9 protein-coding genes and 5 tRNA genes are annotated in these 13,612 nt (G+C 37.6%); 6 read left to right on the forward strand and 8 right to left on the reverse strand.

Translation table 11 applies throughout. The features are described from left to right. Positions 1 to 3: 3 nt before the first annotated feature. From I6F50_RS17970 to I6F50_RS17990, 5 genes are all read right to left on the reverse strand, one after another. A tRNA-Phe gene (locus I6F50_RS17970) sits at positions 4 to 79 on the reverse strand. A 51-nt stretch (positions 80 to 130) separates the two neighbouring features. After that, positions 131 to 206 (reverse strand) — tRNA-Thr (locus I6F50_RS17975). A 57-nt stretch (positions 207 to 263) separates the two neighbouring features. Next, a tRNA-Phe gene (locus I6F50_RS17980) sits at positions 264 to 339 on the reverse strand. Positions 340 to 389: 50 nt separating this feature from the next. Beyond that, positions 390 to 465, reverse strand: a tRNA-Thr gene (locus I6F50_RS17985). Between the two features lie 71 nt (positions 466 to 536). Beyond that, a tRNA-Phe gene (locus I6F50_RS17990) sits at positions 537 to 612 on the reverse strand. A 341-nt stretch (positions 613 to 953) separates the two neighbouring features. On the opposite strand from I6F50_RS17990, the gene I6F50_RS17995 reads away from it, so the two are divergent. Next, positions 954 to 3,731 (forward strand): ATP-binding protein, encoded by a 2,778-nt coding sequence (locus I6F50_RS17995; protein ID WP_007582951.1) that lies wholly within the window; start codon positions 954 to 956, stop codon positions 3,729 to 3,731. 52 nt (positions 3,732 to 3,783) lie between these two features. Here the strand turns inward: I6F50_RS17995 and I6F50_RS18000 are convergent, their stop codons facing one another. Together I6F50_RS18000 and mutY are read right to left on the reverse strand one after the other, a co-directional pair. Beyond that, positions 3,784 to 4,056 carry an oxidative damage protection protein gene (locus tag I6F50_RS18000; protein ID WP_007582954.1) on the reverse strand — a complete coding sequence of 91 codons (273 nt, stop codon included), beginning with the start codon at positions 4,054 to 4,056 and terminating at the stop codon, positions 3,784 to 3,786. A gap of 35 nt (positions 4,057 to 4,091) precedes the next feature. Further along, complete coding sequence (mutY, locus tag I6F50_RS18005; protein ID WP_197176916.1) at positions 4,092 to 5,153, reverse strand: A/G-specific adenine glycosylase; 1,062 nt, start codon at positions 5,151 to 5,153, stop codon at positions 4,092 to 4,094. Positions 5,154 to 5,314: 161 nt separating this feature from the next. Here mutY and trmB point away from each other — a divergent pair, with 161 nt between their 5' ends. The 4 genes from trmB (at position 5,315) to arcA (ending at position 10,096) form a co-directional block, all read left to right on the forward strand. Next, the gene (trmB, locus tag I6F50_RS18010; RefSeq protein ID WP_007582957.1) at positions 5,315 to 6,040 is read left to right on the forward strand and encodes a tRNA (guanosine(46)-N7)-methyltransferase TrmB; all 726 of its coding nucleotides are present in this window, start codon (positions 5,315 to 5,317) and stop codon (positions 6,038 to 6,040) included. A 66-nt stretch (positions 6,041 to 6,106) separates the two neighbouring features. After that, positions 6,107 to 7,132, forward strand: a complete 1,026-nt coding sequence (locus tag I6F50_RS18015) for a methyltransferase (RefSeq protein WP_165741825.1) — start codon at positions 6,107 to 6,109, stop codon at positions 7,130 to 7,132. A 151-nt stretch (positions 7,133 to 7,283) separates the two neighbouring features. After that, positions 7,284 to 8,888, forward strand: coding sequence for a sensor histidine kinase (locus tag I6F50_RS18020; protein WP_007582962.1), 1,605 nt, complete (start codon positions 7,284 to 7,286; stop codon positions 8,886 to 8,888). A 491-nt stretch (positions 8,889 to 9,379) separates the two neighbouring features. After that, complete coding sequence (arcA, locus tag I6F50_RS18025; RefSeq protein WP_002962549.1) at positions 9,380 to 10,096, forward strand: two-component system response regulator ArcA; 717 nt, start codon at positions 9,380 to 9,382, stop codon at positions 10,094 to 10,096. 16 nt (positions 10,097 to 10,112) lie between these two features. On the opposite strand, the gene arcB is transcribed toward arcA, so the two are convergent. Beyond that, complete coding sequence (arcB, locus tag I6F50_RS18030; RefSeq protein WP_007582964.1) at positions 10,113 to 12,431, reverse strand: aerobic respiration two-component sensor histidine kinase ArcB; 2,319 nt, start codon at positions 12,429 to 12,431, stop codon at positions 10,113 to 10,115. A gap of 232 nt (positions 12,432 to 12,663) precedes the next feature. Here arcB and folE2 point away from each other — a divergent pair, with 232 nt between their 5' ends. Further along, a complete protein-coding gene (gene folE2, locus I6F50_RS18035) occupies positions 12,664 to 13,584 on the forward strand; it encodes a GTP cyclohydrolase FolE2 (protein ID WP_024589695.1) in 921 nt (306 codons plus the stop codon). Positions 13,585 to 13,612 lie beyond the last annotated feature (28 nt).

Genomic DNA, 13,612 nt, shown 5'->3' on the forward strand with positions numbered 1-13,612 from the left:
AAATGGTGCCTCGACGCGGAATCGAACCACGGACACGAGGATTTTCAATCCTCTGCTCTACCGACTGAGCTATCGAGGCACATAAACTGTGCTAATTAATTGTAATACTTTACAATTAACTTTAAATAAATGGTGCCGACTAACCGAGTCGAACGGTTGACCTACTGATTACAAGTCAGTTGCTCTACCAGCTGAGCTAAGTCGGCACACAAAACTGTGTGCTAAGGCACGTTCAATTTTAAAGATTGAGAACTTAAAGCAAATGGTGCCTCGACGCGGAATCGAACCACGGACACGAGGATTTTCAATCCTCTGCTCTACCGACTGAGCTATCGAGGCACATAAACTGTGCTAACTAAAAGTAAAATAATTATTTAACTTTTAATAAATGGTGCCGACTAACCGAGTCGAACGGTTGACCTACTGATTACAAGTCAGTTGCTCTACCAGCTGAGCTAAGTCGGCACACAAAACTGTGTGCTAAGGCACGCGTAATAATGTTTAAACTGTTGATTAAACACCACTACTTTAATAAATGGTGCCTCGACCCGGAATCGAACCAGGGACACGAGGATTTTCAATCCTCTGCTCTACCAACTGAGCTATCGAGGCACTTAAACAGTGCTAATTAAAAATCTTAAAGGATTTTTAATGCAATTCCCACTCATCTCTAGCGACTGAGCTATCTGGGCGTGCGGCGTATTAAACGAGTTTTGCCCTTACAAGTCAACTTTTTTTTTCTTCTTTATAACTGTTTGAACGGTTTTCAGACAACTCAGTACATTTTTTATTAATAACGTTCATTTTTACCACAAATCGGGCTATAACTATAAATAAATATAACTAAATCAGACTAAAACCGTAGTGAATTATTTTTTGTAAATGTTACGATTAGCTTAGATACGTACGATAGGGACTTATCGTAGTAAAAACACATCAATTGGAAACAATCAATGCAGAGTAAATTCTCATCGCCAGTAAAAGGCTTACTGCCACTTTTTTTAATCATTAATATTGCTGTAACAGCGCTCGCTATTGTTGCCCACTCATTTTATACACAAACTGAAGTTAAGACAGCCCAACCAGTATCATCTATTAATATTGTAACGCTTGCCGATAGATTAGACTTACCTATGGTTGATGCATTAACTATGTATGGTCAAGGTAAAGTAAAACAGTTACTTGATTTAACCTCCTTATTAGACGGTGACTTTGAATATACTCTATATCGCTTCAATGCTACATCAGATACTCAGTTGGTATATAGCAGCAGTAAACCAGCCATCGCTTCTGTTAAAACTGAAAAGCACTTAAAAGAAGAAGGTATTCTGCATCACCTACTATTGTTAAACGATCAACCCATTGGCGAGCTTATTATTAAGCAAAACATACCAGCCACGCCTTTAAGCGCTCAAGATTCTCAAGTTATCGCTTACATCATCGCGATAGCGAGTGTTGCTGCATTATTTATACTTACTTTAATGTTTAATATGTACATTAATACGCGCTTACGTAAAAGTACTGACACTCTTACTCAAGAGTTACAGGCAATCACTGAAGATGCTAATTACAATAGTAATGTTGATGAGCAACTTGATATTGGTTTAGGTGTAGTAGCAAAAAACATCAACTTATTGCTACAAAAAGTACAAACTGCAATGAGCGAGAATGACTCTGCACAAAAAGAGCTTTATAAATTACAAAATGGCCTAGAAGCCGAAGTGCAAAATCGTACCTTAGCGCTTGAGCAAGCCACATTAAAAGCAGAGCGAGCAAGCGAAACTAAAACAACATTCTTAGCAACGATGAGTCACGAAATAAGAACACCGATGAATGGTGTTATAGGTACTATTGATTTACTGCGCCAGACCGAACTTGATGGCGCTCAGCATCGTTTAAGTACGATTATTCGTGAATCAGCATTTTCGTTATTGAGCATTTTGGATGATATTTTAGATTTCTCTAAAATTGAGGCTGGAAAGCTAAATATTGACCCGATCCCATTTTCGGTAACCGATACTATTGAAGAAGTTGCTCGTGTGCTCTCATCTGTTGCTAAAAAACGTGAGCTTGATTTAGAGCTAGCAATAGCACCAGATATTCCTATAAATCTTACCGGTGATAGCGTACGTGTACGTCAGGTTCTTTATAACCTATGTAGTAACGCAATTAAATTTACGAGCACTGATGAAAAAACCCAAGGGCATGTAAAAATATCAGTAGAGGTGGTACATAATACGACTGATCACTTTACCTTACGCTTTTGCGTAACTGATAACGGTAAAGGCATGTCGCAGGCACAACTACGCGAAATATTTAATCCGTTTATTCAAGCCGAAAATTCGATTACCCGAGAATATGGAGGGACAGGTTTAGGTCTTTCTATTTGTAAAAGCTTAACTGAGCTTATGCTAGGTACTATTCATGTAACTAGCCATACAGGAATTGGCAGTGAGTTTACTGTTGAACTGCCGTTTAGCACATCGGGTAGAATTAAGTACGCACACAAAGGTGCATTAAATGGTAAGCAAATTGTTGTAGTTAGTAATCACCTAGAACGTGAAAAAACAATGTACCGTTATTTATCGTTTATGGGCGCTAAAATAGTTTATGCACACACAGAAGAAGAAATTGAAGAGCATCAACATTCGCAAGATATTATTTGGGTGGCTGATGGCATAGACAATATGGATAAAACAAACGCGCTGCTAAGACGCTTATTTTATTCATTAGAGGATTATAACCAACAAGTTGTTGTACTAAGTAAGCTTGATGAAGCGGCTATAAATCATAATAATATTTTTTATATTAATGCCTCTCCTTTATGTAAGTCTAACTTTATGCTGTCTATTTTAGTCGCTGCAGGTTTGCATACACCTAAACAAATTAAAAAAACCAAAACACTTAATAACTATTTAAATGTTGAGCAAGCTCGTAAATCAAACAAATTGGTTTTACTTGTTGAAGATAACCTTCTAAACCAACAAGTGCTGACCGATCAATTACACATACTAGGTTTTGGCGTTGAGATAGCAAACAACGGTGAAGAAGGCTTAGATATGTGGAGAAAAGGTGATTACTCACTTATTTTAACCGACTTACACATGCCTAAAATGTCGGGTTACGATATGGTCGAAAAAATCCGTAACGAAGCAGAGCTATTAGAATCAATTGATGCACAGCCTTACATTATTGCTGTAACAGCAAACGCACTTAAAGGCGAAAAAGAGCGTTGCTTAGCCGTAGGTATAAACGACTTCATTACCAAACCTATAGAGCTAAACGCGTTAGAGGACACTTTAAAACGCTGGAGCGATAAGCAAAGCCAAAACCCAAATGTAGTTATCCATCAAACCATGGCGCTACCTATTGATATGGAAGCAGTTGCTAAATATGTAAATGGTGACGAAGCTAAACAGTTACGCTTTTTCAAAATGTATTTAGAACAAAGCCAAGGGCTAATTAAGGGGATTAATTCAGGCGTTATGGTTAACGATTTAGATGAGATTATTGAAGGGTGTCATCAATTAAAATCGATCTCTAAAACAATTGGTGCCCTAACGGTGGCTGAACTTTCAAGTGCATTTGAAGATAAATGTAAAAAAGGTGAACTCACTACCGATGAATTAATAGACTTAAGAGATAAGTTAGAAATTGAATACTCTAAGGCAGCTCAATTTTTAAAAGAACAAATTAAAATCTCTGAGCAAGAAGATGAGTTAAGTGATTAAATAATCGCACACAAAAAAAGGGCTATTTAGCCCTTTTTTTATGTTCAAAATATTATTTTTCAGGCGGTCGATAACCTTCAATTTCCACATCTTTGTTTTCAAACAAAAAGCCAACCATTTGCTCTTCTAAAAATGTGCGGTGCTCTGGATCCATCATATTTAAATGCTTTTCGTTAATAAGCATTGTTTGCTTATGCTGCCACTGACCCCACGCTTCTTTAGAGATGTTATTAAAAATCTTTTCACCAACTTCACCAGGGTATAACTGAAAGCCAAGCCCTTCGGCTTCTTTTTGTAACTTTTGACAAAATACTGTACGTGCCATGATTGATTCTCTCTAACGCTAAATATGGGGCTATTCTATACTATTGCTGTAATTTGTTTAACCAACTTTTTAGTTGGCGCTGCTAGGCCAACCTCTATTGATTGATCAAGCGGATACCACACTAATTGTTTGTCATTTACTACATCAGGAATGTTCTTAACATTGAGCACATGCGGATTAATCGTCAGCTCAAAATGTGAAAACACATGAATAAACGCTTCAAGCTCTACTAAGTCGGCTTCTAATCCTTGCTGAGCTAAAAATATTTGAAGCTCCTCGTACTCATTAAATTCAAAAAAACCAAATAGTCCTCCCCAAATACCGCTGTTAGGGCGTTTTTCCATAAGCACTTTATCGCCGCACTGAATAATTAACTGATGACAACTCTTCTTCGGCACTGCTTTTTTAGGTTTAGAATGTGGAAACTCTTTTACTTTACCTGCATTAAAAGCACCACAACCTGAATTTAATGGGCAAGCCTCGCAATCAAACCGGCTGCGTGAGCAAACACTCGCACCTAAATCCATCATAGCTTGATTAAATTCGGTGACATTATTTTTAGGTGTTAATTGCTCTGATAAATGCCAAAGCTGGTTTTCGACTTTTTTAACACCGTACCAACCTTCTATCATAAAGTAGCGCGCTAAGACTCGCTTAACATTCCCATCTAAAATTGGATGATGCTGCCCAAGCGACAATGATAAAACAGCCCCGGCAGTAGAGCGTCCTATTCCCGGTAAATCCATTACTTCATCAAGCGTTTGCGGAAATTCGCCTTGGAACTTGTCACGTACTATTTTAGCTGTTTTATGTAAGTTACGCGCACGAGCGTAATACCCTAAGCCGGTCCAGTGATGCAGTACTAAATCTTCATCAGCATCGGCTAAAGCAATAATATCTGGAAAGCTTTGCATAAATTTTTCAAAATATGGGATAACAGTAATAACTTGAGTTTGCTGGAGCATCACCTCAGACACCCACACTTTATAAGGTGTTTTACCCAACTGCCATGGAAGTGTTTTACGCCCATGAAGGTGATACCAATCAACGACTTGATTAGAAAACGAATTAGACTGTTTTTTATTTAAATCCAACATATTGTACTTTTACTGATGCTCAATGGCGGCTCAGTCTATTGTAGTTAATAAAAAGATCAAGCTATAGGGCGTGTAAAACCAGCTAATACTTGTGATTGCGGGCTCGGTCAGGGATAATATGCAACCATTTTTAAACACATTGTTTTTGTCAGGCCAATAATATGAGTGAATCAAGCAACACTAACCTTGAGCAAGCTAAGCAAGAAGGTAAATACATCCGCACCATTCGCAGTTTTGTAAAACGCGAAGGTCGATTAACCAAAGGCCAAGCCGCTGCAATCGAAAAATGCTGGCCAACAATGGGCCTAGAGCATAAAAACGGTATGCTTGATTTAAGCGAAGTTTTTGGCAACAACAACGATGTAGTAGTAGAAATTGGTTTTGGTATGGGTAAATCGCTTGTCGAAATGGCAACAAATGCCCCTCACCTAAACTTTATTGGTATTGAAGTACACCGCCCAGGCGTTGGTGCTTGTTTAATGGATGCCGATGAAGCAGGCATTACTAACTTACGTATTTTTGAACACGATGCAGTTGAAGTACTTGCAGACTGTATACCTAATGAAAGCTTAACAACACTACAGTTGTTTTTCCCTGATCCTTGGCATAAAAAGCGTCATCATAAACGCCGTATTGTACAAACTGAGTTTGTTGAAAAACTAAGAGCCCAACTGAAAATGGGTGGCGTTTTTCATATGGCAACAGATTGGGAAAACTATGCAGAGCATATGCTCGAAGTAATGAATGTAGCTCCTGGTTTTAAAAACCAATCAGAAACAAACGATTATGTTCCACGTCCAGATTTGCGCCCGCTTACTAAGTTTGAGCAGCGCGGACATCGCCTAGGTCATGGCGTGTGGGATTTAATGTTTGAACGTACTGAGTAATTTGTAACTTTAAGCACTCACTTTTATTTTTAATAAAACTAAACATACTGTAAGGCAAAGCCATTTATGAGCGTACTAACCAACCCAAGTTTACTGTTACTTCGTAATAGCGAGGCACTAACGGGCAAATCTATCTTGGTGGTCAACTTTGTTCAAGATGGCTTTTTAACAGAGCTTAAAAAACTTAACCCGCAAAGCAAGGTAACTGCATTTAGCTACAACCATGCTAACGGTGAGTTTGCTAAAAACACCAAAGACGTTGAGATTTGTGTAAATCACACAATACCTGGTAACGGCTACGATTTAGTTATTCTTTACTATCCTAAATCAAAACCTGAGTTATTAATGGCGCTTGATAATATTCGATCTGCTATTACTGACGATGCCGAACTATTGGTGGTAGGTGAAAACAAAAGTGGTGTTAAATCAATTGAAAAGCAATTAGCTGGTAAAGCTGAGTTTAGTAACAAAATTGATTCAGCTAAGCACTGCGTTCTTTACTCATTTGCTGAGATTACCCAGCATCCTGACTTTGATATTACGACCTACCATAAAAAGTTTGTTGTTAATGTTGCCGACACCGAGTTTACAGCTATTAGTGTCCCAGGGGTGTTTAATCACGGTAGTTTAGATATGGGAACGAAAGTTCTACTCGAAAACGCACCGACAATTAAGCAAGGTAGGGTTCTCGACTTTGGTTGTGGTGCAGGTTTAATAGCAACCTTTTTAGGGCTGCATAATCCAGCACTTGAGTTTGTGTGTAGTGATGTAAGTGCACTGGCAACTTACGCAACACAGCAAACTCTAAAGCTTAACAACATCAAAGGCGAAGCGATATTAAGTGACGGCCTTAAAAGCATTACCGGTAAGTTTGATTTAATTATTAGCAATCCACCTTTTCATACAGGTATTGCAACCGACTACACAGTAGCAGAAACATTTTTAGCAAATGCAAAACAGCATTTAACTAAAGTAGGAAAGCTGAATATTGTTGCTAACAGCTTTTTAAAATACCCGCCTATTTTAGAAACGCAATTTGAAAGCTACCAAACGGTATTTAAAAATAACAAGTTTGCCGTATATAGCAGCTAGTATTATTTTAAAAAATGCTTGAGTGCAAACGCGCTCAAGCTAACCTTCGCATAAATATAAGAATTAATTTAGCTTTTTTCCTTCATTTTCTCCCGTCTTTGCTAAACTAAAACTCTAAATAATCAAAATTAATTCAGGCGATAACGAAATAATGCCTAAAAAAGTTCATCAAAGTAGCATTCGCAAAGCACTCATAAATTTAATTATGCTTATTACAGCTATTTGCTTGTCGCTATCTATTTCGATATCTACTTATTTAAGCGTAAAAGAGCAAAAGCAATTAATCATTAATAAACTCGTCATACTTTCTGAAATTGTAGCTTTTGATGCTGGTAAATCAGTAGTTGAAGATGATAGAAAAACAGAAGAAAAACGCCTCAAGTCATTTGAAAATATCCCCCTTGTAAAAAACATACATATTTATTCAATAGAAAAAGCATCTCAAAAACCTGTTTTTTTTATTAGCTTTAATGCAAAAAAAACACCTCCAGTACCACTAAGAATAGACAGTGTTGATGAGCTAAAAACGCCACGAATTACGAGCGATCATATTGAACTAACCCGCCCTATTTACGATAACGAAAAGTTGGTAGGTTATGTATATATGCGAGGGAGCCTCGAAAGTTTAGAGACTTATATTGAGAGAAAAATATTAATAGACGTGCTATTAACTCTATTAATTTTAATCGTTGTTTACTTTATTGCTATAAAAGTTCAACGACGTATAGCCAAGCCAATAGAACAGTTAAGCATGCTATTGCAGGATGTATCTAAAAATCATAACTATGATGCACGCGCGCCAATAACCGATGTAAAAGAAATAACCGCTCTTTCAAATAGTTTAAATATCATGCTTACACGTACCAAAAAGCAACTTGAGCGCCACGAAAAAGATAAACAAGAAATAAAACAACTAAACCAGAGCCTTGAAGAAAAAGTAAACCAGCGAACAATCGCTCTCAGAGAAGCAAATCAAGAGCTTTTATCAACCCTTGAGAGAATGCATCAGTACCAAACGCAAATTGTTGAAAACGAAAAAATGGCATCGCTTGGGCAAATGGTTGCTGGGGTTGCCCATGAAGTGAATACACCAATAGGGCTAGGTATTACAGGCTCTACATTACTTCGAGATAAACTGGCAGATATACAGCAAAGCTTTGACGATAAAAAACTTACCTCAAGCCATCTAAAACGCTTTATAGATGAAGGTATTGAAAACTTAGACTTAATTTATCGTAATCTAAATCGTGCCGCAGACCTGATATCTAACTTTAAAAAAGTGGCCGTTATTCAAGACGACGGTGTTAATACCTATATTAATGTACATAAATTAATAAGTGATGTTTTAACATCGATTCAATCTGAACTACTGCCTAAAAAGCCTGTCGTTATTATTAACTGTCCGACCGACTTGGCTATTCATAGTAAGTCTGAACCTCTGCAACAAGTGTTTCAGCAGTTGCTTATGAACTCTGTGATTCATGGATTTATAGGTAAAGAAAATAATGAAATTCGCTTTGACGTAGAACTGGTAGGGAAAAAATTAACAATAGTTTATTCTGACAATGGTCAAGGTGTTGATAAAAACATTAAAAATAGAATTTTTGATCCGTTTGTAACTTCAAAGCGCGGACAAGGCGCAAGCGGCTTAGGCATGCACTTGGTCTACAACCTAGTAACACAAGCACTTGGCGGAAGAGTTATGTTTGATCTTGAAGAAAAACACGGTGCTCGCTTTATAATTACTATTCCTTAAATAAAGATCACTAAAAAGTGCATATATTTAAAATTTATCCTTGAATTAGCATTTAATGACCTCATTAATGAGGCATGTGATAAGCGCGTAACATTATTTAATTGCATTAAATAAATATTACCAAGCGATTTATGAACTTTTTTATCTTTGCTGTATCACATACATTGATGAAAGGTTAGAAAGTGATATAGTTTTGCTTTGAATTAGTCTGATTATTTTAAGTACCTTGTTTGATTGAATGATGTATCAATTATTAAAGGAAAATGGCTTCGACTTTATGATTCAAATAGCTACATCCACGTATATATCAATTAAACAGTAGTTTTTGCACTGCCCTTTTTAGTAGACTTTGGACACCCTACTGTTTTATTTTTATCCAATTTGTTTTTTCCTTGTTAACAAATGGGTATAATCCTATAATCTCTAGTAATCGGTTATAAATTCGTCACCGGTTTTTTTATAAATAAAATATTCCAAAAGGTTAATTAATAATGCAAACGCCAGTCATTCTAATCGTAGAAGATGAAGACGTAACTCGACTGAACCTAGTTAGTTTATTTGAAGCTGAAGGGTACAAAGTTATTGAAGCCATTGATGGCGATGATATGCATGACAAGCTTACAAATAACGATGACGTTAATCTTGTAGTTATGGATATCAACCTTCCTGGTAAAAACGGTCTTATTTTAGCCCGTGAATTACGCCAAAAGCGTAAAGTAGGTCTTATATTCCTAACCGGTCGTGACAACGATGTTGACCGTATTTTAGGTCTTGAAATTGGCGCAGATGACTATGTTACTAAGCCATTCAACCCGCGTGAATTAACTATTAGAGCTCGCAACCTTATTACTCGTACTGCTTTAGGCGGTGAAGAGTCTGCACTAGAAACAAATGGTGTTATTACGTTTAACGGTTGGGAACTTGATGAGAATAGCCGCTGTCTTACTTCTCCAAATGGCGACGCTAAACGTTTACCAAAAGGTGAGTACAGAGCACTTCGTTTAATGCTTGATTCTCCAGGTCGTATTTTTAGTCGTGAGCAATTAATCAAGCACATGACAGGCCGTGAGCTTCGTGCAAATGACCGTACTGTTGATGTTACTATTCGTCGCATTCGTAAGCATTTTGAGAGTGATAACTCAACGTCAGAGTTAATCAGCACCATCCATGGTGAAGGTTACCGTTTCATTGGTAAAATTGACGCTTAATTAGAGCTAATTAGTTTTACTCTAATTGCTGTAAAAATAAATGAAGGGCTTTTTGTCCTTCATTTATTTTATCTGCTAAAACATCTAACCACTGCTTTAACACTTCATCAGATTCATCAATCGCACCATGCTCCATTATTTTGGCATGAAGCTGCACATCATTTAAACCTACCGAGCCAGCCGCACCTTTAAGTTTATGCGCTACTGATTCATACTCTTCTCTATCGCCGGTATTTAATGAAGTAAGTAATTCTTGCTGATATTGTGGACTTAGCTTTTCAAATAACTGACTACTGCGTCTAAATACAACTAAGCCCATCGAATTTACAAAGTCTTCTATTGTTTCAATATCTAATAAGTGTGCATCAATGCCCTCTAGCGCTTCTTCACTTACTTTTAGCTGTGGCTCTGTGCATTCACTTTGCTTAATGCCAAATAAGTCAGCCAGCATTTTATCAAGCTTAACTGTGTTAATTGGCTTGGCCAACGCACCTTGTATTGATATACCTTCAAGCTCTTTTTCAGCACTGCGTACATTGGCAGTTAAAGCAACAATAGGTAATTTATCGAAGTGGCTATCTGAGCGTATTTGTTTAGCAACCACGTCACCGTTTATATCTGGCAATTGCATATCGAGTAGTACTAAATCTAAGTCATCTTCGGTTTCGACAAACGAGAGCGCATCTTCACCGGTTTCAGCCCATAACACTTCATGCCCGCGTTGCTCTAATAGGTTTGTAGCAATTTCGGCGTTCAGAGGCACATCTTCTACTAGCAGAATATACAAACCACGGCCAACATAACTTTGCTCTGTTGGTGCAACACATAAACTAAGCGGTATTTGCACTGTAAAACAACTTCCTTCGCCTTCAGTACTATTTACCGTAATTATCCCTTTCATTGCACTTACAAGTGCTTTAGTTACAGCTAAACCAATACCGGAGCCTATCGCGTTAGTGCCTTTTAAATCCGGCGCTTTGTAATACATATCAAATATATGGGCAAGTTGCTCTGGTGGAATACCTTGACCGGTATCTAGTACCTTAATAACTAACCATGGGCCTTCTACGCGATTTTCTCTGCTGCATTCGAGTGTTACTTTGCCTTGCTGAGTAAACTTAACGGCGTTGTTAATTAAGTTCCAAACAACTTGGCGTAATCGAGTCGGATCGAGCTGCGCGTAAACATCAAGTATGCCATTGCGCTTAATATCAAACTCAAGCTCTTTTTGCTCTGCTATTAAGCCTGCAAAATTAACTACATCGTTTATAAAGTCTGACACATTAATAGAATTGGTTGCTATATCGAGCTGATCTCTATCTATTTTATCTAAATCTATAATATCGTTAAAAATATTACCGAGTGTTTCAGCACTCGAAAAAATAGTATTGCCCCAACTACGCTGCTGCTTATTAAGCTCTGTGTCTAATAACATACGCGTTAAACCAACAATGCCATTTAAAGGAGTACGTAGTTCATGGCTCAGCGTAGCAATAAACTTACCTTTGTCTTTATAGGCAGTTTCGAGTGCTTGTGCTGCTTCTTTACGGCTAGTGATATCACGACCAAAGCCCAGTAAACCAATGTAGTCACCGTCATCATTTATAAAAGGTAATTTACGCAGCTCAAACCAACGTGTTTCACCATTTACTTCATAGCCTACATCTATAGTTAGTGCTTTATGGCTTTGCTCTACTTCTTTATCGGTTGCCAAAACTTCAGCTAAAAAATGACTCGGGAATATCTGCTCAACCGTTTTTCCTATTAACTCACTACTTGATTTTCCCATTACCTCTTCAAACATTTTATTACAGCCGGCAAATACACCGTTGTTATCGCGGTAATAAAATAGATCGGGAGATGAATCAACGATTGAGCGTTGCAACATACTTTGTTGGGCAAGTTCTTGTTGTGTTTTTTTACGCTCAGCAATTTCTCGGCGCAGCTCTTCAATAGCGCGATGCTTGGCATGAAATGCCATTTTACGCTCATCAATTTCAATATTTAAACGACTAATGTTGTCTTTTAGGGTTTGGTTTAAGAGCTTCTCCTGCTTGGTTGCGCTATCTAAATAAGCATACGAGGCATCTAATTGACGAATTGAATTAAGTAATACACTTATAATTAAAGGAGAAACTACAGCCGTAAAAAATACCACAGCCAAAATATCAACAAGGTGTAATTCGCCTATCGCAACATAATAAAACATGCTCGATAAAATAAGAGATACAGTTAAAAATAAAGTGTAACAAATAGCTGCGGTTTTAAATTCACCAAATCGCGTTATTGAGCTGGAAAGTACCCGAGCCCAAGGGCTCAAAGAATAATCGGTCATACGTAATTTTATCTCTTAGCTGTGTGCTTAAATATAAAGAAGGCAATGCGCATGTATAAACATACCATTTTCCCAGATTTTAGCATTTTTCTCCTACCACTACCCATGTTGTGCGATAAAAACAGAATTTTTCATGTTTGATTTTGCTCATCTCTTAAACTCATCATTTCAGCAATAAATTATTTAGTGTAAAATGCCCCGCTTTATTATCTCCAAAATACGAGTAGCGCACATGCAAACCAATATGCCAGATATAGCAGACACTGCACCCGCTTTACAAACAGGTAAATTAGACTGGGTTGGCATGGGCGAAATCGAACTGCCATTTATTTTTGAGTCACGAGACTTATCTCCAGTTACAGTAAATGCCAAAGCTCGTGCATTTGTAAATTTGCATAAAGAAGATGCCAAAGGCATTCATATGTCACGTCTATTTTTAGCACTTGACCTGCTTTCAACTGAGCAGCAAGTCAATCCGCAAACAATAGCGCAAGCACTCGATACCTTTATAACTAGCCACGAAGGGCTGAGCGATAAAGCACAAATTGAATTTAAATTTGAATTACCGCTACGCCGTAAATCACTATTAAGTGGTAAAGCGGGCTGGAAAAGCTACCCAGTTGTACTTACCAGTACAATTGAAAATAACATTATTAGCTACGAGCTAACCGTAGATGTTACCTATTCTTCAACATGCCCTTGCTCTGCAGCACTTGCACGCCAGCTTATACAAAACGCGTTTAACGAAAAGTTTAACCAAGAAACCTTAAGCCAAAAAGATGTGCACGAATGGCTAGGCACTACACAAGGCATAGTAGCTACACCTCACTCGCAGCGCTCTATTGCCAACGTAAAAGTAAAGCTTGATAGCAATATTCAAGAATTTGACGTAGTGACTCTAATAAATACCCTCGAAGCTGAACTTAAAACGCCTGTACAAGCGGCAGTAAAACGCGAAGACGAGCAAGAATTTGCCCGTTTAAATGGTCAAAATCTTATGTTTTGTGAAGATGCAGCGCGTAAAATTAAAGCTTTATTAGAAACAGATAATTACAGCGATTACTGGCTGCAAATAAACCATTATGAATCACTCCATGCACACGATGCTGTAGCTATTGCGGTTAAAGGTATTGAAGGTGGATACAAAGCTTAATAGCTACATCGTTTTAGCTTTTATAAAC

It is taken from the genome of Pseudoalteromonas sp. NZS127_1, assembly GCF_015864295.1.
GTDB lineage: Bacteria > Pseudomonadota > Gammaproteobacteria > Enterobacterales > Alteromonadaceae > Pseudoalteromonas > Pseudoalteromonas arctica.

Excerpts from the sequence above, each read along its gene's own strand:
- arcB (WP_007582964.1), bottom strand. The coding sequence starts at position 12,431 with ATGACCGATTATTCTTTGAGCCCTTGGGCTCGGGTACTTTCCAGCTCA.
- trmB (WP_007582957.1), top strand. The coding sequence starts at position 5,315 with ATGAGTGAATCAAGCAACACTAACCTTGAGCAAGCTAAGCAAGAAGGT.
- mutY (WP_197176916.1), bottom strand. The coding sequence starts at position 5,153 with ATGTTGGATTTAAATAAAAAACAGTCTAATTCGTTTTCTAATCAAGTC.
- I6F50_RS18015 (WP_165741825.1), top strand. The coding sequence starts at position 6,107 with ATGAGCGTACTAACCAACCCAAGTTTACTGTTACTTCGTAATAGCGAG.
- I6F50_RS17995 (WP_007582951.1), top strand. The coding sequence starts at position 954 with ATGCAGAGTAAATTCTCATCGCCAGTAAAAGGCTTACTGCCACTTTTT.
- I6F50_RS18020 (WP_007582962.1), top strand. The coding sequence starts at position 7,284 with ATGCCTAAAAAAGTTCATCAAAGTAGCATTCGCAAAGCACTCATAAAT.
- folE2 (WP_024589695.1), top strand. The coding sequence starts at position 12,664 with ATGCAAACCAATATGCCAGATATAGCAGACACTGCACCCGCTTTACAA.
- arcA (WP_002962549.1), top strand. The coding sequence starts at position 9,380 with ATGCAAACGCCAGTCATTCTAATCGTAGAAGATGAAGACGTAACTCGA.
- I6F50_RS18000 (WP_007582954.1), bottom strand. The coding sequence starts at position 4,056 with ATGGCACGTACAGTATTTTGTCAAAAGTTACAAAAAGAAGCCGAAGGG.